Raw genomic sequence first — 20,906 nt, forward strand, 5'->3', positions numbered from 1 at the left:
CGCAGGGCCGAATTTTAACATCCCAAGCTTACGGGTTGCTGCACCGCACCCAAACTCGCGGACTTGCGCTGGATCAGACGCGCCGCGCCGCGCGTTGCGTTGGGGGACGAGCGTCCATTAGGATGCCGCAGCGCCCGCGATCGCGGAGTTCTACGACACGGACGCCAAGAGAGTCGCTTCAGGCAGTTTGACCTTACAAAACAAAGGAGTTGCCCATATGTCGACGACCATGGCGTTGTATCTCGCCTTGGCCTGTGGCCTTGCTGCCGTTCTATACGGCTTCATTTCACGCAGCTGGATTCTTTCGCAAGACCCCGGAAACGCTCGCATGCAAGAAATTGCCGGCGCGATCCAACAAGGGGCTGCGGCTTACCTCGCAAGGCAGTACAGGACAATCGCCATCGTCGGCGTGGTCCTTGCAGTGCTGATCGGTATTTTCCTCGACCTCACAACCGCAGGCGGCTTTGTCGTCGGCGCCATCCTTTCCGGTGCTTGCGGCTTCATCGGCATGAACGTGTCGGTCCGCGCCAACGTGCGCACCGCACAGGCAGCCACCAAGGGCATTGGCCCGGCGCTCAACGTTGCCTTCCGCGGCGGCGCGATCACCGGCATGCTGGTGGTCGGTCTTGGGCTGCTGGGTGTCGGCCTGTTCTTCCTCTACGTCAGCAAGGGCGCAACGGTGGCCGATTCGGCCACGCTGAAGCCGCTGCTCGGCTTCGCTTTCGGTTCCTCGCTGATTTCGATCTTCGCCCGTCTGGGCGGCGGCATCTTCACGAAGGGTGCAGACGTTGGCGCCGACCTGGTGGGTAAGGTCGAAGCCGGCATCCCGGAAGATGACCCGCGCAACCCGGCCGTGATTGCCGACAACGTTGGCGACAACGTTGGCGACTGCGCGGGCATGGCTGCCGACCTGTTCGAAACCTATGCGGTGACGCTGATCGCAACGATGGCGCTTGGCGCACTGATGGTTGCGGGCGCCCCGCTCAATGCCGTGATCTACCCGCTGCTGCTGGGCGGCGTATCGATCATCGCGTCGATCATCGGTTGCAGCTTCGTCAAGGCCAGCCCCGGCATGAAGAACGTGATGCCCGCGCTCTACCGCGGCCTCGCCGTGGCCGGCGTGCTGTCGCTGATCGCGTTCTACTTCGTGACTACAGCGCTGTTCCCGCAACCGGTTCAACTGGTTGGCGGCGCCACGATCACTGCGTTGTCGCTGTTCGGCGCCTGCGTGGTCGGCCTCGTGCTGACGGCCGCGATGGTCTGGATCACCGAGTACTACACCGGCACCGACTACAAGCCCGTGCAGCACATCGCCCAGGCATCGACCACCGGCCACGGCACCAACATCATCGCGGGCCTCGGTGTATCGATGAAGTCCACCGCTTGGCCGGTGCTCTTCGTGTGCGTCGCGATCTTCGTTGCCTACTGGCTCGCGGGCCTGTTTGGCATCGCCGTTGCGGCGACATCGATGCTCAGCATGGCAGGCATCGTCGTGGCGCTCGACGCCTATGGCCCGATCACCGACAACGCTGGTGGTATCGCCGAAATGGCAGAACTGCCTGACAGCGTTCGCGACATCACCGATCCGCTGGATGCCGTTGGCAACACCACCAAGGCCGTGACCAAGGGTTACGCGATCGGTTCGGCTGGCTTGGCCGCACTGGTGCTGTTCGCCGATTACACCCACGCGCTCGAGACCAAGGGGCTGCATGTCAGCTTCGATCTCTCCAACCACATGGTCATCATCGGCCTCTTCATCGGCGGCCTGATTCCCTACCTGTTTGGGGCCATGGCAATGGAAGCGGTCGGCCGCGCAGCCGGCTCCGTGGTTGAAGAAGTTCGCCGTCAGTTCCGCGAGATCAAAGGCATCATGGAAGGCACCGGAAAGCCGGAATACGGCCGCGCCGTGGACATGCTGACCAGCGCCGCGATCAAGGAAATGATCATCCCGTCGTTGCTGCCGGTGGTGGTGCCGATTCTCGTTGGTCTGCTGCTTGGGCCGGCTGCACTGGGCGGCCTGCTGATGGGCACGATCGTGACGGGCCTCTTTGTTGCCATCTCCATGTGTACCGGTGGCGGCGCATGGGACAACGCGAAGAAGTACATCGAGGACGGTCACTTCGGCGGCAAGGGCTCGGAAGCGCACAAAGCCGCTGTAACCGGCGACACCGTGGGCGACCCTTACAAGGACACCGCGGGCCCGGCGGTCAACCCGCTGATCAAGATCATCAACATCGTTGCACTGTTGATCGTTCCGCTGCTCTAACCGCAAGCGAAACACAACAAAACGGCCGCTTACGCGGCCGTTTTCATTTGCGGCCCCGAACCATATCGGCAGCCACGTCAGCCAAAACGTTCAGTCGGCTTCAAACCCCGCGTCGCGGATCGCGGCCTTGAGGGTTTCAATCGAGACGCGCTGCGGATCAAAGCACACGCTCGCCTCCTTCAACTCTAGCGACACCTTCGCTTCGCTCACGCCATCGTGCGCATTCAACACGCGTTCCACCGAACGAACGCACCCCTGGCAGCTCATGCCACCCACCGAAATCTTCGCCGTATCCATAACACTCACCTCGCCACCATCACCGGGCAATGCGCCAGTTGCACCACGCGGGCCGCCACCGAGCCAATCAACACCCTCTCAAGCACGCTGTGCCCGCGTGCGCCCAGCCAGATCCAGTCGCAACCGCGATCGACAGCGAACGCCACAATCGTTTCGGCAGGGTGTCCGATCAACACCTGCTCATCAAAGGCCAACCCCGCCGCGCGCAGGCGGCTCGCGGCCGGCGCCATCGCGATCCGCCCCTCGTCGCTGTAGTAGCGATCCAAGGCGCTGGTTTCGACATGGCGCGTGGCGAAGGTCATCGGTACCGGGTTGTGTACCGTTACCAGAACGATCGCGGGCGGCGCGGCGAAGAACTTTACAGCGCGCAGCAGCGCATCCACCGCGGCAAGCGAAGCCGCAGAACCGTCAGTAGCGAGCAGGATTTTCATCGCGATCCCTTTCTTATACGTGGCAGATGACGCCTTGCCACAACTTGCCACCCAGCGTGGCAGCGTTGGCGAGCCCAAACACCCCAAAGCCAAGCACGACAAGCCCGGCGCCGAACCGGAGCCACGTCCGTTGCAGCCAGCTCCGCAAGCGGGCGGCAAACAGGCCAGCGAGCATCAGGTTGGGCAAGGTCCCCAAACCGAATGACAACATCAGCACCGCACCGCGCGCGGCGGAGCCTGACACCAAAGCCGTCGCAAGGATGCTGTAGACGAGGCCGCAAGGGACGAATCCCCAAACCAGCCCGAGCGGATAGGCGTTGAGTGGCGTCCGGGCGGGGATGAATCGCGCCCCATACGGCCGTAACCTTGCCCACAAGCGGCCGCCGAGCCGCTCGATGGGTGCGAGGGGCGCGGTGACGCCCGCCAGGTAAAGCCCTAACAGCACCAGCAAAAGGTTCGCCAGCACGTAGAACGTAATCTGGATGGGCAGCAGGCGATTCAGCAGGAAACCAGTCGAACCGATCGCGCCCAGCAGCGCACCGGCGAGGGTATAGCTGGTGATGCGGCCCAGGTTGTAGGCCAAATGGATCGGCCAAATGCGTCGCGACTGCCCAGGCGCATTGACGGTAAGCGCAGCAACCAGCCCTCCGCACATGCCCACGCAGTGGGTTCCACCCAGCAGACCGATCAGCGTCGCGGCAAGGTATCCCGCTTCAGGCATCACACAACATCCCGGTGCAGCCCATTCAGGGCAATCCGCAAGTGTAGCGGCCGGCCGAGGCTCAAATCACCTTGGAGTAGCGGACGACTTCGCGATCACCGCGCAAATGCGCGTCAAACGCCATGGCCAATACGCGCGCCAGCATGCGACCCGGCGTCGTTACCTCGACCCCCTTCTTGCCAACGATGCACAGGCCATCACGCTCATGGGCCCGCAGCGCTTCGATCTCGTCGGCAAAATACTCGGAGAACGTGATGCCCCAGGCCTGCTCAAACGCCGCGTAATCCAGCGAGAAGTGGCACATCAGACTCTGAATAACCGCGTAACGAAGCTGATCGTCGAACGTCATCTCGTAGCCACGGACGACAGGGAGCTCGTCACGATCGAGCATCTCGTAGTAGGCCTCAAGCGTCTTCGCACTCTGTGCGTAGGCCGGGCCTACCTTGCCAATGGAGGAAACGCCGAAGCCCAACAGATCGCAGTCCGAGTGCGTTGAATAGCCCTGGAAGTTGCGATACAAACGCCCGTTGCGCTGAGCCACGGCCATCTCGTCGTCCGGCCGCGCGAAGTGGTCCATGCCGATGAACACGTAGCCCGCGTCAGTCAGCTTCGAAATCGCCATGCCCAGGATCTCGAGTTTCTGGTCCGCACTCGGCAAGTCGCCCGCATTGATCCGCCGTTGCGGCATGAAGCGCGTCGGCAGGTGGGCATAGTTGTAGAGTGCAAGACGGTCCGGGGCGATCTCCAGCACGCGATCCAGCGTCTGGCTGACGCGCTCGACGCTCTGGAACGGCAATCCGTAGATCAGATCGATACTGACCGAACGGAAACCATTCGCGCGCGCGGCCGCGATGACCGCCGCGGTTTCCTCAACAGACTGGATGCGGTTGACGGCTTTCTGGACGATCGGGTCAAAATCCTGAACACCGACGCTCATCCGGTTGAAGCCCTCGGCCCCAAGCAGCGCAACGGTTTCAGCGGAAACGCGGCGCGGGTCTACCTCGATCGAGTACTCGCCACCGGGCGTCAGGTTGAAATGCCGGCGGATCGAACGAAACAATTCGCGGATCTCGCTGTCCGACAGGAAGGTCGGTGTGCCGCCGCCCCAGTGCATTTGTGAAACATCGTGCGAGCCGGCGAGCTGTCCGGCGACCAAACCCATTTCTTTGTCAAGATAGCGCAGGTAGCGCTCCGCCCTGCTACGGTCCTTCGTGACAATCTTGTTGCACGCGCAGTAGAAGCAAACCGTATCGCAGAATGGAATGTGGAAATATAATGAGAGGGGTTTTTTGAGGCCGCCCTGCGCGCGCAGACCTAGATGTCTTGCGTAGTCGCTGCGTCCAAAGCCCTCGTGAAACCTGTCCGCGGTCGGATACGACGTGTAGCGCGGGCCGGAAACGTCGAAACGCTGGATGAGATCGCGGTCGAAGACCGGCGTCTGCTCATTCTGATTCATTGTTTATTTTTTTCTCTCTGTGGATGCCGGAAGGTGTCATGAACTCGGTCGGAGCCGTTTGATTGCCATCAACTAGCCCACTTGGAGCACCCGCCTTGGAAAAACCCGCCACGATTCCGCTGACGGCCGTCAATCTTCGCACCGCGTGCACCCAATGCAACCTCAAGGAGCTTTGCCTTCCCGTTGGTCTTGACGACGTCGATCTTGAAAGGATCGACGGCCTCATCACTGCACGCAAGAAGGTCAAGCGGCAGCAGCATTTATACCGTGCTGGGGAGCCTTTCGAAGCAATCTATGCGATTCGCACCGGTTTCTTCAAGACCGACATCCTGACCGAAGACGGCCGGGATCAGGTCACCGGTTTCCAGATGGCCGGAGAGATCCTCGGACTCGACGGCATCTCGACGGATCGGCATGTCTGCAATGCGGTTGCACTTGAGGATTCAGACGTCTGCATGATTCCGTTCGAACGGCTCGAAGAACTCTCGCGCCGCATCGAACCCCTGCAGCGCCAGTTCCACAAGTTCATGAGCCGCGAGATCGTCCGCGAGCAAGGCATCATGATGCTGCTCGGGTCGATGCGCGCAGAAGAACGTCTGGCTGCATTCCTGATCAACCTATCGCAACGCATGCGCCTTCGTGGGTACTCCGCTTCGGAGTTCCACCTTCGCATGACGCGCGAGGAGATAGGCTCTTACCTCGGTCTGAAACTGGAGACAGTGAGCCGGGCGTTCTCCAAATTCCAGGATGACGGCTTGATCAGCGTCCACCAGAAGCACATCCAGATTCTGGATGCGGATGGACTGCGCCGACTGATTGGCCGCGCGAACGTGTAGTTACCACCACGGCGTCGGTCGTTTTGTCAGCGCGACCGACACGATGTAAGCCAGCACCAACAAAGCGGCCACAAATGTGGCCGCTTTTGCTTGGCGTGTGCGCCCGCGCTTGAGCGCGTAAGACCCCAGAACGATGTAGCCAAGCAAGCCAAGCACCTTCGCGGTCAACCAGTCGTCACGAAACGGCGCTACGCGAAGGGTCCAGGCCAAGGCGACGGCCGAGGCGAGCAATCCGGTATCGACGATATGCGGAACCACCCTCGCCCAACGCTGGCGCACCCAAGGCGCATCAATCAGGACGCCGATACCTCTGGCGATGAATCCTGTTGCCGAGAGCACCACGAAACTGACGTGAAGATGTTTGAGCAGCAGGTAATCCATCGGCCTCGTTAGCGTTCCATGACGTAGTCACCAGGAGCAGCGGCAAGCGGAGGAAAGGCTTCGTTGCACACGGGTGGCGGTGCGACACGCTCACCGCAACGCTCGTCCAGCCACCTGAACCAATCGTCCCACCAACTTCCGGCGTGGTGGTCGGCGCGCTCACGCCAACCATGCGCGCTGTCGGTCCGGTGAGCCGTGCCGATCCAGTATTCGCGTTTCGGCGGCTGTACGGGTGGGTTGACGATCCCGAGGATATGCCCGCTGGACGACAGCACGAAGCGCTTGTCTCCACGCACGAAATTGGCCACCCGAAATGCTTGCCGCCACGGGGCAATATGATCGTCTTCGGCCGCAACGGCATACAGCGGTTGGGTGATCCGCCCAAGATCGAGCGACTCGCCAGCGACGGTCAGCGCATCGGCCTCAATCAGGCGATTCTTGAGGTAGAGCTCTCGCAAGTACCACGCATGCATGGCATAGGGCATGCGCGTGGTATCCATGTTCCAGTAGAGCACGTCGAACGACGGCGGCTTTTCGCCCATCAGGTAGCCCTGAACCACGTATTGCCAGATCAACGGGTTCGAGCGCAGCAAGCGGAACGATGTAGCCATGTCGCGGCCGTCGAGGTAACCGCGCTGCTCCATGGCCCGCGTCAGGTAGCGGACGCTCCCTTCATCGATGAAGACCTCCACGTCGCCCGGCTTGGCGAAGTCCACCAATGTCGTAAATAGCGTCCAGTGTGCAACCGGCATCTCATCCGGCGTGTAGTGGCGATTCGCCCATGCCATGTACATCGACAAGGCCGTACCGCCGATGCAGTACCCGACCGCATGTACTTTGTCCGCCCCGGATAGTTGGCGAGCGACCTGAACTATCGCATCCACCCCCTCCTGCAGGTAATCATCGAAACGAACGTCGCGGAGCGCTGCATCGGGGTTCTTCCACGAAGTGATGTACACATCGAAGCCCGCATCGCGCAAATGCCGCACCAGACTCTTCTTCGACGTCAGATCAAGGATGTAGAACTTGTTGATCCATGGCGTCACGATCACGATCGGGGTTTGTCGAACCGTATCCGCCGTCGGGGTGTAGTGGATGACCTCCACCAGGCGGGTGCGGGCAACGACTTCGCCCGGCGTCGTCGCAAGGTTCTTCCCAACCTTGAAATCGGCGGGGTCAGCCATTCGGATATCCCCGGCACGCAGGTCATCGAGGAAATTCTGCCAGCCGGACCGAAGCGTTTGCCCCTGGCTGGCGACCGCCGCACGTTGCGCGACCGGGTTGAGTGCCAAGTAATTTGTCGGCGCCACGGCATTGAGCCATTGCCGCCACCAGAACGCCGCGCGGCGGCGCTCGGTCCCCGATAGCCCGGGCGTCGCGTAGAGCATGTCCTGCGCATGCCGCGTTGACAGCAAGTACCACTGCTTCAAGGCAGCCCAGGACGGACTTTGAGACCACACCGGGTCGGCAAACCGGGTGTCATCGGCTTGAGGTCGCACAACATCCGGGACATGTGCCCCAACCGCTCGCGCAAGACCGTTGCACGCCAGCGCCCAAGCGTCAGCCGAGAAGCGGCCCCAGCGCTCGGCAAACTCCAGCGGATGCAAGCACCAAGCGATTTGCGCGTGCATCACTGGCGCAACGATGCCCAAGGGGTCTACGCTTGCAGCCATCTGTTGCCGAACCACACCAAGCGACAGCTTATGCTCGGTGGATCGCGCCTCACCACCGACAGCTACGTTTTCGACGGTTTCCATGGTACCTCCCATCCGAACCACCCAGATTCATGTTACTCAGCGCTTGGGCGACGGTCATTGCAGTGCAGCACGCGATTGACCGGTGTCAACGCCACCGCTTGGTTGCCGCCTAAGATCAAATTGCCGTATATCGCCGGAGGTCAGAAGATGTTCAAACACATTCTTGTTCCAACGGACGGGTCGGAATTGTCCAGCAGCACCGTTACCCGGGCGATCGAGTTCGCCAAAGAAGCCGGGGCGCGCATCACGTTCTTCTTTGCGCAGCAGGAGTACCCGATACCCCTGTACGGCGAAGGGGCCCTACTGGTCCCGGTGACGCCGGATCAGTTTGTCGACGCAACGAAGAAAGAGGCCGAACGGATACTGGCGCTTGCACGCGCAGAGGCCGAGAAGGCCGGCGTCGTCGCGAACTGCGACACGTCGGTAAGCGACCTACCCTACGAAGCGATCATCGATGCGGCAAAAACGCATGGCTGCGACTTGATCTTCATGGCGTCGCATGGCCGCAAGGGCGTCGCAGGCTTCCTGCTTGGCAGCGAAACCCAAAAGGTGCTCACCCACACGACGGTGCCAGTGCTGGTCTACCGCTGAACGACCAAGCGATGCGCCGCCACACGGCGCATCGCTCAATGAAGATGCGCGCTATGGTGCGGTCGCGGCGGCAGGTGGTTGATTTCCTGCGGCGTACGCATGTAGAACAAAGTCGCGAAACTCGACGCCGCACAGATCGCCCAGAAGCCTACAAAGCCAATCGAATACGTCGCGATGGGCGAGAAGTCGACCTGCGCACCGAACAAGTAGAACTCTGCCGGGTTGATGACAGTGAAGAACAGGGCCTCCGCCACCACCGCAACCCAGAACGACGGCCAAAGTACGAGAACCAGTTTCTGCATCGTCCGCCTCCTACGTCGCACGCACTGAACGACAGCGCGCCGACCGACTTTCCGCTACAGATCCGTCCCATCGTTGTCGATACGGGGCGGCGCCGTGCTCGCAGTCAGGACTACGAGCGACCCATTATCGCCGCCAGTCAGTTTCGCTTGTCAAGCGCCAGGAACCAAAGTCAGCGGCGCAGCGGCGGGCATCTTCGCGCTCACAGCGATCCGCCACGTCTGGGCCTCATCTTCGACAAGAAATTGCCAGTGCCCTGCTTCAAGCGGATGCATCACGCCACGGAAGACTCCCTCCGCGCGAACAAGGCTGACCACTTGATCCTGCCCCGCAATCGTCGGATGAGCGACACGAAGTCGAAGCTGGTTCGGCAAGACGTAAGCGTCGTTTGCCTTCAAGACAAGTGACACGCCCCCGCCTTCGACAGCAAGCGCCCCCGAAAGCCCGAGCTTTCGCGCGGCCTCCTGCCGCCGGAGGGTCCGGTTGATCGCGAGGCCCTCCTTGTAATAGTCGTCAACGACCAGGCCGTCCGTGTTGTGAGCCGCGAGGTAGAAGGTGATGAAGCCTGCCACCACGACGGTGCCGGGCAGGCCCATCAGGATCCAGGGCCAAGGCTCCCGATACCATGGGCGGGCGGGACTTGCAGAGCGTGTTGTCGAGTTCATGGCATCAAAAAGGTAGATTTTTCGCGCAGCACAACTTCGTTGTCCGTCGTACGCAGCTCAAAGTAGATTTTGTGCGCCCCCTTCGGCGCAACCTCCGGCGGTACGCGCACCTGAACCGTCACGGATTTCGTTGCGGCGGGGTCCATCGCCACTCTCGTATCGCCAAGCACGCGGATACCCTCCATTCCGGTGACCGAAATCTCAGCCGTCCGCGTGCTCTCGGCCACGTTCATCAGCTGAAGCGTGTAGGCATTCTCGATAAGGCCATCTTCGACCTCGCGCGCCATCACCGAACGGTCGCGGATGATGTCCATCCGAACTGGTTGCCGCGATGCAATGCCCCACACCAACGCAATACAGATGCAGCAGAGCACGGCGCTGTAGATTAACGTCCGCGGTCTCATCACGTGAGCAATGATCTCTTTGCGCCCCCAGTGTTTCCGGACTGCGTTCTCGGTCGAGTAACGGATCAGGCCGCGCGGATAGTTCATCTTGTCCATCACCTGGTCGCAGGCGTCGATACATGCCGCGCATCCGATGCACTCGTACTGCAAGCCGTCCCGGATATCGATGCCGGTCGGGCAGACCTGCACGCAGATACCGCAATCGACGCAGTCACCCAAGCCCTGCGCTTTGTAGTCGGTGGCCTTACGGCGCGAACCGCGCGGATCGCCGCGCTCTTGGTCGTAGGTGATGACAAGCGTATCGGGGTCGAACATGACTCCCTGGAAACGCGCGTACGGGCACATGTACTTGCATACCTGCTCGCGCATGACCCCCGCCATGAGGTAGGTGAAGCCACCGTAGAAGGCGATCCAGAACATCTCCCAGCCGCCAAGAAGCCCGCGCACGAAGGCGGGAATCAGCTCTTTGATCGGCGTGAAGTAGCCGACGAAACTGATCCCGGTCCAAAGCGCGAGGGCCCCCCAAACGAAGTACTTGGCCGTCTTCTTGGCCGTCTTGCTCACCCCCCAAGGCTCCGCGTCCAGCTTGATCTGCTGGTTCCGATTACCTTCGATCTTCTGCTCAATCCAGAGGAACATCTGGGTGTAGACCGTCTGCGGGCAAGCAAAGCCACACCACAAACGCCCCGCAATCGCCGTGAACAAAAACAATGCGTAGGCGCAGATGATCAGAAGGATCGCGAGGTAGAAAACATCCTGAGGCGAGAAAACAAGACCAAAGATGTAGAACTTGCGATGAGTGAGATCGAACAGGATTGCTTGCCTGCCGTTCCACTCCAGCCAGCATCCACCGTAGAACACCAACTGGGTCACCCACACCAGAATCCAGCGCCAGGTCGCAAATACCCCAGTCACGGCTCGGGGATAGACCTTCTTGCGGACCTCGTAGAGATCCTCCTCTTGGGACTCGATCGGACGAATCGGGATGGTCTTGGGTTTGACCTTGGGTTTTGGCGTGTGTCCGTCTGCAGGACGCTGCACAGGATCGTTCATGGCCCCTCAGCCCACAAAACTAGTGATGCAGAAAAAAGACACCCGAGCACGGGCTCGGGTGATCTTGGCTTGCTCTGGACGGCGCCGCACTTAGCGGCACCGATAGATCTAGGCGTTACTGCTTGCCCGACTCCGAATGGCTTAGCCCATACACGTAAGCGGCGAGCAGTTTGATCTTCTTTTCGCCCAAGAGTTCGTTGAACGACGGCATCCGACCATTCCGCCCCTTTGTGACTGTCTCGATGATCGTCGCTTCCGACGAGCCATAGAGCCAGACCTTATCGGTCAGATTCGGAGCACCCATCGCCTGATTGCCCTTGCCATCGGCGCCGTGACACGCCACGCAGTTCTGCGCGAACACGTCCTTGCCACGCTGCGCGCGGATCGAGTCATTCGCCAGGCCAGACAGCGAACGCACATAGTTCGCGACATCCTTGATGTTGTCCGCGCCCAAGGAAGCCCAGACAGGCATGGCGGCTTGACGCCCGCCGGTTACCGTCTCGACGATCTTGTCCGGCTCGCCACCGTAGAGCCAATCGGTATCGGTCAGGTTCGGGAAGCCCTTGGCACCTTTTGCGTCCGAACCGTGGCACTGCTGGCAGTACGTCAGGAAGAGGCGCTTACCCATTTCGCGAGCTTCAGGATCAGCCGCAATCGCTTTCACGTCCATCTGCGCAAAACGCGAAAACTTGTCGTCGAACGCCTTATCCGCTTTCGCCTTCTCAAGATCGTACTGACCATGAGCGGTCCAGCCGAACTTGCCGCCGAACGAACCGAAGCCTGGGAACAGCAGGAAGTAGCCGAGTGCAAAGAAGATCGTGATCCAGAACAGATACATCCACCACCGCGGCAGCGGGTTGTTCCATTCCTGCAGATTCTCATCCCACACATGACCGTGCAGCTCGACGGGGCCAGCCTGCTTCTTGGTCATGTTCTGCGAGAGCACAAACGCGCAGAACAGCAGACTCAGCGAGACCAGCACCGTGACGTAGTAGCCCCAGAACGGGGAAATGAAATCACTCATGATGCGTCATCCTTTGTTGGAGTCCGAGGCAGCAACATGCACGTCGCCCTCCTCGTCGTCGAACGGAATCCGGGCAGCTTCATCGAAGCGGCGCTTCGAATGCCCGCTATAGGCCCACCAGCAGATCCCGATGAACAGGATGAAGCTGACTAGCGTCGAGAGCGAGTGAATCGTCGTCGCATCCATGGCTGCCCCCTCCGTCACTTCACACTCTTCAGCGCGGTGCCCATGCCTTGCAGATACGCAACCAGCGCATCCAGCTCGGTCACACCCTCAAGCTGCTTGCGGGCGCCAGCGATCTCGGCATCGGTGTAGGGGACGCCAACCGTACGCAGCGCAGACATCTTCTTCTCGATGTCGTCCGACTTGACGGGCCGATCCAGCCAGGTGAAGGCAGGCATGTTCGATTCCGGCACCACATCGCGCGGATTGCGCAGATGCACCTTGTGCCAGTCATCCGAATAGCGACCGCCCACGCGCGCCAGATCCGGGCCGGTGCGCTTGGATCCCCACTGGAACGGGTGGTCGTACACAAACTCACCTGCCACCGAGTAGTGACCATAGCGCTCGGTTTCTGCGCGGAACGGACGAATCATCTGCGAGTGGCAGTTGTAGCAGCCTTCGCGGATGTAGATGTCACGACCGACCAGACGGACCGGATCGTAGGGCTTTACGCCCTCGACGGGCGTGGTCGTTGATTTCTGGAAGAACAGCGGAACGATCTCGACCAGACCGCCAACACTGACGGTCAGGATGGTCAGAACGATGAGCCAGCCGAGGTTCTTTTCGACCAGTTCGTGATTCATTGCCATGATTCAGGTCTCCTGGCTCAGTGTGCGGCTGCCGGTGCGATCACCGGAGCGTTGTAGGCTTTCTGGCCGGCAATCGTGCGCACCATGTTGTAGAACATGATGAACATGCCTGCGAGGAAGAGCGTGCCGCCGAGCAGACGGATCTGCCAGAAGGGATAGCTCGCCTTCACACCTTCGACAAACGCGTAAGTGAGCGTGCCATCGGAGTTCGTTGCGCGCCACATCAGACCCTGCATCACACCCGCCACCCACATCGAGGCAATGTAGAGCACGACACCGATCGTCGACACCCAGAAGTGCAGCGTGACCAGCGGCGTCGAATACATCTCGTTGCGGCCCCACAGTTTCGGCAGCAGGTAGTAGATCGAACCGATCGACACCATGGCCACCCAACCCAGTGCGCCAGAGTGCACGTGGCCAATCGTCCAGTCGGTGTAGTGAGACAGCGCATTCACGGTCTTGATCGACATCATCGGACCTTCGAAGGTCGACATGCCGTAGAAGGCCAGCGAGGTGACAAGGAACTTCAGGATTGGATCGTCGCGCAGCTTATGCCATGCGCCCGACAGCGTCATGATGCCGTTGATCATGCCGCCCCAACTCGGCGCCAGCAGGATCAGCGAGAACGCCATACCCAGCGACTGGGTCCAGTCAGGCAACGCCGTGTAGTGCAGGTGGTGCGGACCCGCCCACATGTACGTGAAGATCAGCGCCCAGAAGTGCACCACCGACAGGCGGTAGGAATACACCGGCCGGCCGGCCTGCTTCGGAACGAAGTAGTACATCATTCCAAGGAAGCCCGCGGTCAGGAAGAAGCCGACTGCGTTATGGCCATACCACCACTGCACCATCGCGTCCTGCACGCCGGCGTAAGCGGAGTAGGACTTGAACAGGGTGACCGGGATTTCAGCCGAGTTCACCACGTGCAGCAGCGCCACTGTGAGGATGAAGCCACCGTAGAACCAGTTGGCAACGTAGATATGCGAGGTCTTGCGCTTGGCAACGGTGCCGAAGAACACGATCGCGTAGGACACCCAGACCAGCGTGATCAGAATGTCGATCGGCCACTCCAGCTCCGCGTACTCTTTGCCCGAGGTGATGCCGAGCGGAAGCGTAATCGCAGCCAGAACGATCACCAGCTGCCAACCCCAGAAGGTGAAGGAAGCCAGCGCGGGCGCAAACAAGGTTGTGTGACAGGTACGCTGCACAACGTAGTAAGACGTCGCAAACAGCGCGCATCCGCCAAACGCAAAAATCACGGCGTTTGTATGAAGCGGACGCAAACGGCCGAAATGGAACCACTCGGCAAAATTCAATTCCGGCCAGACCAGTTGGGCAGCAATGATGACCCCAACCAGCATGCCGACTATCCCCCAAACCACGGTCATGACGGCAAACTGCCGCACGACTCCATAGTTGTAAGTCGCTTGCGATTGCATCTTGGATTTCCTCAGCAGCGGAATGTAAGAACGATGCACCACCCCCCTTGAAACTAAACGGGCGCATCGTGCGAGCGATGTTATTGGGAGTTCCCGCCTGTTTCTTGACCACCATCAACTGGCGGTAGTGTTGCACTGCAAATTTTAACAGCGCTGTGGCGGAGGGTCGACAAAAAAAGGGTGCGCAACAGCGCACCCCCAACCCCAACAGAGAGACAGTACCGAGCGGGGACAAGCAAGCCCGACGGGCTTTACGGCCCCACTCACTCAGTTGCGAGCAGTATCCGCGGAGAGCTGCCTCGCTGCATTGACAGAGGTCAACGGGTGCCGGCGACTACTGTTGCGTTTGATGCAACGCATCATCTTTCGGGGTTGTTCCTTCGGGTTTCGGAGCCGAATCGTCATCCATCAGCACCCGATAGCCGGGGCCCTCCAGGTCATCGAACTGACCCGAACGCACCGACCACCACAAGACGACGCCGATCAAGAAGACCAGCACGACCGACAACGGAATCAGCAAATAGAGAATTTCCACCCGTGCGCCCCTCCCCCGGGCCGTTTCAGTGGTGATGGCTGGTCCGTCGCAGGCGAAGCGCGTTCAACACCACCAAGAGCGAACTCGCCGACATGCCGATCCCTGCCATCCAGGGCGTTACCCAACCCGACATCGCCGCAGGGATTGCCAGCACGTTGTACGCGAAGGACCACGCCAGATTCTGCCGGATAACGGCGAGCGTGCGCTTCGCAACGTGCCGCCCGACCAACAGAGGACGAAGCGTCTCGCCAAGCAGGATCAAGTCCGCCTGGGTGCGTGCCAGTTCGGTACCGCTGCCAATCGCAACCGAGACGTGGGCTTGCGCGAGGACCGGCGCATCGTTGATGCCATCACCCACCATCGCGACAGTCCGCCCCCCGGCCTGCCAACTGCGGACGGCCTCGTGCTTATCCTCCGGCAGCAATCCGCCACGAGCATCCGGAAGATTGAGCTGGCGGGCGACGCCACGCACCGCGTCAGGTGAATCCCCGCTGAGCATCGCGAGCGTCGCGCCGTCGGACGCCAGCCCTGCCAGCAGCGCCATAGCATCCGGACGCAACGCGTCGTCGAATGAAAACTGTGCCCGCCAGCCGCGCTCGCCACCCAGGTAGACCGTTGTCAGGGCTGTGTCCAGTTCGACCCAGGACGGCGCTCTGCCTGCAATCTCCTCGACGAAGCCGCGATTGCCGACCCGCAAACGCTCGCCAGCAAGATTGCCTTCCACGCCCCGCCCCGGCACGGAACCGAGACCATCCACGTCCACCGGCCGAGCCCCGGCCGCCGCGCGGACGAGCGCGCGGCCGATCAAATGCTCTGACGCCTGCTCCAGCGCCGCTGCAACGGCAAGCGCATTCAATTCGCCGGGCGCCTGACGAACACCAGCCAAGGTCAAACGCCCCTGCGTCAGGGTGCCGGTCTTGTCGAATGCAAACAGGTCTGCACGCGCCAGGGTTTCGATGGCATGACCGCGAGTGACCAGCAGGCCAACCCGGGCCAACGCGTCGGTAGCCACTGTCAACGCGACAGGCGTAGCCAGCGACAACGCACACGGACAACTCACCACCAGTACCGAAGCGAAGATCCAGATCGCGCGCGACGGTTCGACGACCCACCAATAAAGCCCGGCGCCGGCGGCCAAAACAATCAGCACCAGAACAAAGCGCGCAGCAAAGGCGTCTGCCTGTTCGACGATACGAGGGCGCTCCGCGGAAGCACGTTCCATCAAGCGACGGATCGATGCGATTCGCGTTTCCTCACCGACATGCTCGGCGCGCAGCACCAACGGGCCGCTGCCATTGATGCTGCCGCAGGCGACCCGGTCGCCAACGCCCTTCGGCACCGCACGGCTCTCGCCGGTGAGCCAGGATTCATCGGCTTCGCTCTGCCCTTCGACCACCGTGCCGTCGGCCGGAATGGCCTCGCCGGGCTTGATGCGCAACATGTCGCCAGCGGCGAGCGAGATGACCGGAACGTCCTCAGTCTGACTCGCAGGCCAGTTCGTGAAGCGTGCCGCGAACGTCGGCACGACCCGGCCAAGTTCCTCGGCACCGCGCACTGCGCGTTGGCGCGCCACCATTTCAAGAAAGCGGCCACACAGGAGGAAGAAGACGAACATCGTGACCGAGTCGAAATACACCTCGCCGCCGCCAACCAAGGTGGCCCACAGGCTTGCGATAAACGCTGCACCGACGCCCAGCGCCACCGGCACATCCATGCCCAAGCGACGCAGCTTGATGTCGCGCCAGGCGTGCTGGAAGAACGGTGCCGCCGAATACAGCACCACCGGCAGCGTCAGCGCCAGGCTCGCCCACCGCATCAGGAACAGCACGTCGGGCGTCATGTCGCCATCGCGCGCGATGTACACCGGAAAGGCGTACATCATTACCTGCATCATGCCGAGGCCAGCCACCAGTAGCCGCCACAGCGCGGTGCGCCGCTCCTTGACCGCAAGTTGTTCGCTCTTGCGAGCGTCGTAGGGGTGGGCCCGATACCCAATCGAGGCAATCGCGGCCAGCACCTCCGACAACTTGGTCTGGGCCGGGTCCCAGCGCACCCGCGCGCGGCGGGTGGCGTAATTGACCTGCACTGCCGTCACCCCCGGCTGGCGTGCGAGATGCTGCTCGTTGAGCCACACACACGCGGCACAGGTGATGCCTTCGAGGATCAGATCCGCCTCGCGCTCATGCTCGCCAATCTCGCGCACGAAGCCCTTCTGAAACTCCGCATGGTCGAACAGGCCGAGGTTCTTGAGTTCGGCCGGCATCGCCTCGCGGCGGGCCTCCGGCAAGGCATCGCGGTGGCGGTAGTAATCCGCCAGACCACCGGCAACGATGGCGCTCGCCACAGCTTCGCACCCCGCGCAGCACATGGCGCGCGGCACACCGTCGATGGAAACGAAGATCTGCGTCCCCGGCGCAATCGGAAGGCCGCAGTGGTAGCAGGTCTGCGGCTCACTGACAGGGCGATACTCGGTCAAACGTAAGACTCCGGTTCTGGCGGCACGGGCGCGAGCCTAGCAGATCGTCCGTTCGCGGCACCCAGACGATCGGCAACACGCGGTTTGGACAAGTGGCCGGGCTCATGCAAAAATAGTTACCAAAGTAACTATCTACCCCAACATGATCCCATTCGACCACTACCAGGCGCGCATCGATGCCGTGCGCGCGCAGCACCCGGATCTGCCGTATCCGGAAGTGATGTTGCTGCGCCTCGTGACGCACCTCGCCCGCGGCATCCAAGAGCACGTAGATGCGCTGATGCACTCGCACGGCCTCAACAGCACCGCGTGGTCGGTGCTGATGTCGATCTACAGCGCGGACGACGCTACCGACAACCCGTCGCGCGTCAGTCAGGCGGTGTGCCTCTCGCGGCCGCACATGACCAGGCTGACCGACGAACTTGTGGCCGGCGGTTGGGTGGAACGCGTCCCTAGCGCGGTCGACCGGCGTTCGATCGATATCCGCATGACGGCGCAGGGCATCGAGCGCGTTCGCGCGATCTTCCCGCAGATCTGGCGCCTCTATGGCGAATTGGTGCCGCCGGCAGGCGGCGGCGATGTCGCTGCGCTCGCGGCACAACTGCGCAAATGGACACGCCATATGGAACAACTGCCCGGCCCGGACGCCGCTCGCTGCAACGAGGTGCAAAAATGAGCCAGGAACAAGGCACCGGCGCCCCGCGAAAGCGCGCCCTACGTATGGTCGCAGGCCTGTTCGGGCTTGCGGCGATCAGCTTTGCTGCCTACTGGGCGTTGCACGGTCGCTACTACGTTTCAACGGATAACGCCTACGTCGGCGGCAACTTGGTGCAGATTGCGCCGCAGGTCAGCGGCAGCGTCAGTGCAGTGTTGGCCGACGACACCGACTTCGTGCGGGCCGGGCAACCGCTGGTCCGCCTGGACGATGCGGACGCCCGTGTCGCCCTGCAGGCGGCAGAAGCCGCGCTGGCTGACGCCGTGCGCGGCGTACGCGGTCTTTACCTCGGCGAAAACCAGTCCGCTGCGCAGGTCTCGCAGCGCCGCGCCGATATCGAGCGCGTGCGCCACCAGGCCGAACAGGCACAGATAGCACTGCAGCAGGCACGGGACGAGTACGCGCGGCGCGAGAAGCTGCAACGCGACAAGTTCATCTCGCCGGAAGCACTGCAGGCCGCAAAGACAGCACTGCAAAACGCCGAAGCCGCCCAACTGGCTGCACGCGCGGCGGTGACCGAGGCGGAATCCGGCCTTGAACAAGCGCAGCAACAGCGCGCCGGCGCTCAGGCGCTGGTCGACAACACCTCGCTCGAAGGGCACCCACGCGTTGCCGCGGCAGCGGCCAAGGTACGCGATGCGTGGCTTGCGCTGGCACGCACGACGATCGTGGCGCCGGTAAGCGGCCATATCGCAAAGCGTACGGTGCAGGTCGGTGCGCGCGTGGCCGCAGGCGCGCCGATGATGACGATCGTTCCACCGGACCAAATGTGGGTGGAGGCGAACTTCAAGGAGACAGAGCTTGCGGACGTACGCATCGGCCAGCCGGTTACGTTGAAATCCGATCTCTATGGCAGCTCGGTGCAGTTCGAAGGCCACGTGGTCGGCCTCGCGTCAGGCACCGGCGGCGTGTTCAGCGTATTGCCGGCTCAGAACGCGTCCGGCAACTGGATCAAGATCGTGCAGCGCGTACCGGTGCGCATCGCCCTAAACCCCGCCGAGACGGCGGATCACCCGCTTCGAGTCGGGCTGTCGATGCATGCCACGCTCGATACGCATTCGCGCAATGGTGAGGTGTTGGCGCGGGCGGTGCGCAGCGGATCGCCGCAGCAGACCGACGTGTTTGCCGCCCAGGCCCGCGAGGCGGATGCCCGCATTGCACGCATCATTGCCGCCAACCGCGCGAGCGACGCACGCAAATGAGTCTGGACGGTCGCAGCGAACCGGCGCCACTGAGCGTCGGCCAGCTGATCCTGGCGACGATCGCACTCGGGCTCGGCTCCTTCATGAACATTCTCGATCTGACGATCGCGAATGTGTCGGTGCCCACCATCGCCGGTGATCTGGGGGTCAGCTACACACAGGCAACTTGGGTAATCACCTCCTACGCGGTGTCGGAGGCGATCCTGTTGCCGATGACGGGCTGGCTCGCGTTGCGTTATGGCCAGGTACGCATGTTCGTCACCGCGACGCTGCTGTTCACTGCAACGTCACTGGTGTGCGGCCTTGCATTCAGCTTCCCGATGCTGGTTGTTGCGCGGGTCGCCCAGGGCGCGTTCGGGGCGGCGATGATCCCGTTGTCACAAACGCTGATGGCGAGCATCTATCCACCGAACCGGCGCGGCATGGCAATGGGGCTCTGGGCGATGACCACCATCCTGGCGCCAATCGTCGGCCCCCTTGCCGGCGGCTGGATCACCGAGCACTACTCGTGGCACTGGGTGTTCCTGATCAACCTGCCCTTCGGGCTGCTGGTCGCAGGCATGTCGTGGACCTTGCTGCGCAAGCGCGAAACACCGCGCATGCAGCTACCGCTCGACCGCATCGGCCTCGCGCTGCTGGTGGTCGGCGTGGGCGCGCTGCAGGTGCTGCTGGATCGGGGCAACGAGCTTGACTGGTTCGAATCGCCTGAGATCATCACGCTCGGACTGATCTCGTTTGTCGCGCTCACCTTCCTCGTCATCTGGGAACTGGGCGAAAAGCACCCGCTGGTCGATCTGCGCATGTTCCGCCATCGCAACTATTCAATCGGCGTTGCCTGCATCACGATCGGCATGGTGGCCTACTTCGGCGTCGTGGTTGTGCAACCGTTGTGGCTGCAAAGCGAGGTCGGCTACACACCGCTGTGGGCTGGCAAGGTGATCGCGTTCTCCGGCGTGTTCGGCGTCATGCTGGGGCCGGTGCTGGGCGCCAACATCCACCGCACCGATGCGCGCTACGTGGTGACCTTCGGCATGCTGGTGTTCGCAGCCAGTTCGGTCTGGAGCGCGCGTTTCACGCCGGATGTGGACTTCTGGACGCTCGGTCTTGCGCGACTCTTCATCGGCCTGGGGATCAGCTGCTTCTTCCTGCCGCTGTTCACGATCAGCCTCTCGGGCATCGCTCCGGCCGACATGGCGGCAGCGTCGGGCCTGCAGAGTTTCATGCGCAACATCGGGTCGAGTTTCGGTACTGCGGTGATGGTGTCGTTGTGGGATCACCGCACCACCCTGCACCACGCCCAGCTTTCGGAGAACTTCAATCCGGGCAACCCGGCAACCGACCTTTACCTGAGTCAGTGGCAAAGCCTGATCGGCGACCGCACCGGAGCGCTGGCTCAGGTCGACCGCGTCGTCACCGGGCAAGCGCATCTGATGGCCACCAACGACCTGATGATGCTGTCCGGCGCGATCATGGGCGCGCTGATCCTCGTGGCATGGATGGCACGGCCGCCCTTCGGCGCACGTGGCGCCTCAGGGCACTGAACCC

At 61.9% G+C, this 20,906-nt stretch carries 21 protein-coding genes; 6 read left to right on the top strand and 15 right to left on the bottom strand.

The window, feature by feature from the left end; translation table 11 throughout:
- Positions 1–217 precede the first annotated feature (217 nt).
- Positions 218–2,266 (top strand): sodium-translocating pyrophosphatase, encoded by a 2,049-nt coding sequence (locus tag HH302_RS14885; protein WP_172203017.1) that lies wholly within the window; start codon positions 218–220, stop codon positions 2,264–2,266.
- Positions 2,267–2,356: 90 nt separating this feature from the next.
- Here the strand turns inward: HH302_RS14885 and HH302_RS14890 are convergent, their stop codons facing one another.
- The 4 genes from HH302_RS14890 to hemN all read right to left on the bottom strand — a co-directional run bounded on the left by HH302_RS14890 (position 2,357) and on the right by hemN (position 5,171).
- Positions 2,357–2,563, bottom strand: coding sequence for a heavy-metal-associated domain-containing protein (locus HH302_RS14890; protein ID WP_172203018.1), 207 nt, complete (start codon positions 2,561–2,563; stop codon positions 2,357–2,359).
- Positions 2,564–2,568: 5 nt separating this feature from the next.
- Entirely contained in the window at positions 2,569–2,994 is a 426-nt protein-coding gene (locus HH302_RS14895) for a universal stress protein (protein WP_172203019.1), read from the bottom strand.
- A 13-nt stretch (positions 2,995–3,007) separates the two neighbouring features.
- Complete coding sequence (locus tag HH302_RS14900) at positions 3,008–3,715, bottom strand: sulfite exporter TauE/SafE family protein (protein ID WP_172203020.1); 708 nt, start codon at positions 3,713–3,715, stop codon at positions 3,008–3,010.
- Positions 3,716–3,776: 61 nt separating this feature from the next.
- Positions 3,777–5,171, bottom strand: coding sequence for an oxygen-independent coproporphyrinogen III oxidase (gene hemN / locus HH302_RS14905; protein ID WP_172203021.1), 1,395 nt, complete (start codon positions 5,169–5,171; stop codon positions 3,777–3,779).
- Between the two features lie 95 nt (positions 5,172–5,266).
- Here hemN and fnr point away from each other — a divergent pair, with 95 nt between their 5' ends.
- Positions 5,267–6,007, top strand: a complete 741-nt coding sequence (gene fnr, locus HH302_RS14910; protein WP_172203022.1) for a fumarate/nitrate reduction transcriptional regulator Fnr — start codon at positions 5,267–5,269, stop codon at positions 6,005–6,007.
- Here the strand turns inward: fnr and HH302_RS14915 are convergent, their stop codons facing one another.
- Positions 6,008–6,388, bottom strand: coding sequence for a SirB2 family protein (locus HH302_RS14915; protein ID WP_172203023.1), 381 nt, complete (start codon positions 6,386–6,388; stop codon positions 6,008–6,010).
- A gap of 8 nt (positions 6,389–6,396) precedes the next feature.
- Positions 6,397–8,061, bottom strand: coding sequence for an alpha/beta hydrolase (locus HH302_RS14920; RefSeq protein WP_216661941.1), 1,665 nt, complete (start codon positions 8,059–8,061; stop codon positions 6,397–6,399).
- 231 nt (positions 8,062–8,292) lie between these two features.
- On the opposite strand from HH302_RS14920, the gene HH302_RS14925 reads away from it, so the two are divergent.
- The gene (locus HH302_RS14925; protein WP_172203155.1) at positions 8,293–8,736 is read left to right on the top strand and encodes a universal stress protein; all 444 of its coding nucleotides are present in this window, start codon (positions 8,293–8,295) and stop codon (positions 8,734–8,736) included.
- Between the two features lie 35 nt (positions 8,737–8,771).
- Here the strand turns inward: HH302_RS14925 and HH302_RS14930 are convergent, their stop codons facing one another.
- The 9 genes from HH302_RS14930 to HH302_RS14970 all read right to left on the bottom strand — a co-directional run bounded on the left by HH302_RS14930 (position 8,772) and on the right by HH302_RS14970 (position 17,444).
- A complete protein-coding gene (locus tag HH302_RS14930) occupies positions 8,772–9,038 on the bottom strand; it encodes a hypothetical protein (protein ID WP_172203025.1) in 267 nt (88 codons plus the stop codon).
- 150 nt (positions 9,039–9,188) lie between these two features.
- Positions 9,189–9,701, bottom strand: a complete 513-nt coding sequence (locus HH302_RS14935; protein WP_256378350.1) for a FixH family protein — start codon at positions 9,699–9,701, stop codon at positions 9,189–9,191.
- On the bottom strand, positions 9,698–11,158 hold the full coding sequence (ccoG, locus tag HH302_RS14940) for a cytochrome c oxidase accessory protein CcoG (RefSeq protein ID WP_172203027.1): 1,461 nt from the start codon (positions 11,156–11,158) through the stop codon (positions 9,698–9,700). The genes HH302_RS14935 and ccoG overlap by 4 nt, the downstream gene beginning before the upstream one ends.
- A 115-nt stretch (positions 11,159–11,273) precedes the next feature.
- Positions 11,274–12,182: a cytochrome-c oxidase, cbb3-type subunit III gene (gene ccoP, locus HH302_RS14945; protein ID WP_172203028.1), complete on the bottom strand. Its 909-nt coding sequence runs from the start codon at positions 12,180–12,182 to the stop codon at positions 11,274–11,276.
- A gap of 6 nt (positions 12,183–12,188) precedes the next feature.
- On the bottom strand, positions 12,189–12,368 hold the full coding sequence (locus HH302_RS14950; RefSeq protein WP_172203029.1) for a cbb3-type cytochrome c oxidase subunit 3: 180 nt from the start codon (positions 12,366–12,368) through the stop codon (positions 12,189–12,191).
- Positions 12,369–12,382: 14 nt separating this feature from the next.
- Positions 12,383–12,988 (bottom strand): cytochrome-c oxidase, cbb3-type subunit II, encoded by a 606-nt coding sequence (gene ccoO, locus HH302_RS14955; RefSeq protein WP_206256445.1) that lies wholly within the window; start codon positions 12,986–12,988, stop codon positions 12,383–12,385.
- 23 nt (positions 12,989–13,011) lie between these two features.
- Positions 13,012–14,433: a cytochrome-c oxidase, cbb3-type subunit I gene (gene ccoN / locus HH302_RS14960; RefSeq protein ID WP_172203031.1), complete on the bottom strand. Its 1,422-nt coding sequence runs from the start codon at positions 14,431–14,433 to the stop codon at positions 13,012–13,014.
- 334 nt (positions 14,434–14,767) lie between these two features.
- The gene (gene ccoS / locus HH302_RS14965) at positions 14,768–14,968 is read right to left on the bottom strand and encodes a cbb3-type cytochrome oxidase assembly protein CcoS (RefSeq protein ID WP_172203032.1); all 201 of its coding nucleotides are present in this window, start codon (positions 14,966–14,968) and stop codon (positions 14,768–14,770) included.
- 25 nt (positions 14,969–14,993) lie between these two features.
- Positions 14,994–17,444, bottom strand: a complete 2,451-nt coding sequence (locus HH302_RS14970; RefSeq protein WP_253946160.1) for a heavy metal translocating P-type ATPase — start codon at positions 17,442–17,444, stop codon at positions 14,994–14,996.
- A gap of 142 nt (positions 17,445–17,586) precedes the next feature.
- Between HH302_RS14970 and HH302_RS14975 the strand changes: the two genes are divergently transcribed.
- Genes HH302_RS14975 through HH302_RS14985 form a run of 3 tightly spaced genes read left to right on the top strand, consistent with a single transcriptional unit; the run spans position 17,587 to position 20,902 of the window.
- Entirely contained in the window at positions 17,587–18,120 is a 534-nt protein-coding gene (locus tag HH302_RS14975; protein WP_172203033.1) for a MarR family winged helix-turn-helix transcriptional regulator, read from the top strand.
- Entirely contained in the window at positions 18,117–19,361 is a 1,245-nt protein-coding gene (locus tag HH302_RS14980; RefSeq protein WP_172203034.1) for an HlyD family efflux transporter periplasmic adaptor subunit, read from the top strand. The genes HH302_RS14975 and HH302_RS14980 overlap by 4 nt, the downstream gene beginning before the upstream one ends.
- Positions 19,358–20,902, top strand: a complete 1,545-nt coding sequence (locus HH302_RS14985; protein ID WP_172203035.1) for a DHA2 family efflux MFS transporter permease subunit — start codon at positions 19,358–19,360, stop codon at positions 20,900–20,902. The genes HH302_RS14980 and HH302_RS14985 overlap by 4 nt, the downstream gene beginning before the upstream one ends.
- Positions 20,903–20,906: the final 4 nt, after the last annotated feature.

The organism is Niveibacterium sp. COAC-50, from assembly GCF_013184235.1.
GTDB lineage: Bacteria > Pseudomonadota > Gammaproteobacteria > Burkholderiales > Rhodocyclaceae > Niveibacterium > Niveibacterium microcysteis.

Excerpts from the sequence above, each read along its gene's own strand:
- HH302_RS14885 (WP_172203017.1), top strand. The coding sequence starts at position 218 with ATGTCGACGACCATGGCGTTGTATCTCGCCTTGGCCTGTGGCCTTGCT.
- HH302_RS14890 (WP_172203018.1), bottom strand. The coding sequence starts at position 2,563 with ATGGATACGGCGAAGATTTCGGTGGGTGGCATGAGCTGCCAGGGGTGC.
- HH302_RS14895 (WP_172203019.1), bottom strand. The coding sequence starts at position 2,994 with ATGAAAATCCTGCTCGCTACTGACGGTTCTGCGGCTTCGCTTGCCGCG.
- HH302_RS14900 (WP_172203020.1), bottom strand. The coding sequence starts at position 3,715 with ATGCCTGAAGCGGGATACCTTGCCGCGACGCTGATCGGTCTGCTGGGT.
- hemN (WP_172203021.1), bottom strand. The coding sequence starts at position 5,171 with ATGAATCAGAATGAGCAGACGCCGGTCTTCGACCGCGATCTCATCCAG.
- HH302_RS14915 (WP_172203023.1), bottom strand. The coding sequence starts at position 6,388 with ATGGATTACCTGCTGCTCAAACATCTTCACGTCAGTTTCGTGGTGCTC.
- HH302_RS14920 (WP_216661941.1), bottom strand. The coding sequence starts at position 8,061 with ATGGCTGCAAGCGTAGACCCCTTGGGCATCGTTGCGCCAGTGATGCAC.
- HH302_RS14925 (WP_172203155.1), top strand. The coding sequence starts at position 8,293 with ATGTTCAAACACATTCTTGTTCCAACGGACGGGTCGGAATTGTCCAGC.
- HH302_RS14930 (WP_172203025.1), bottom strand. The coding sequence starts at position 9,038 with ATGCAGAAACTGGTTCTCGTACTTTGGCCGTCGTTCTGGGTTGCGGTG.
- HH302_RS14935 (WP_256378350.1), bottom strand. The coding sequence starts at position 9,701 with ATGAACTCGACAACACGCTCTGCAAGTCCCGCCCGCCCATGGTATCGG.
- ccoG (WP_172203027.1), bottom strand. The coding sequence starts at position 11,158 with ATGAACGATCCTGTGCAGCGTCCTGCAGACGGACACACGCCAAAACCC.
- ccoP (WP_172203028.1), bottom strand. The coding sequence starts at position 12,182 with ATGAGTGATTTCATTTCCCCGTTCTGGGGCTACTACGTCACGGTGCTG.
- HH302_RS14950 (WP_172203029.1), bottom strand. The coding sequence starts at position 12,368 with ATGGATGCGACGACGATTCACTCGCTCTCGACGCTAGTCAGCTTCATC.
- ccoO (WP_206256445.1), bottom strand. The coding sequence starts at position 12,988 with ATGAATCACGAACTGGTCGAAAAGAACCTCGGCTGGCTCATCGTTCTG.
- ccoN (WP_172203031.1), bottom strand. The coding sequence starts at position 14,433 with ATGCAATCGCAAGCGACTTACAACTATGGAGTCGTGCGGCAGTTTGCC.
- HH302_RS14975 (WP_172203033.1), top strand. The coding sequence starts at position 17,587 with ATGATCCCATTCGACCACTACCAGGCGCGCATCGATGCCGTGCGCGCG.
- HH302_RS14980 (WP_172203034.1), top strand. The coding sequence starts at position 18,117 with ATGAGCCAGGAACAAGGCACCGGCGCCCCGCGAAAGCGCGCCCTACGT.
- HH302_RS14985 (WP_172203035.1), top strand. The coding sequence starts at position 19,358 with ATGAGTCTGGACGGTCGCAGCGAACCGGCGCCACTGAGCGTCGGCCAG.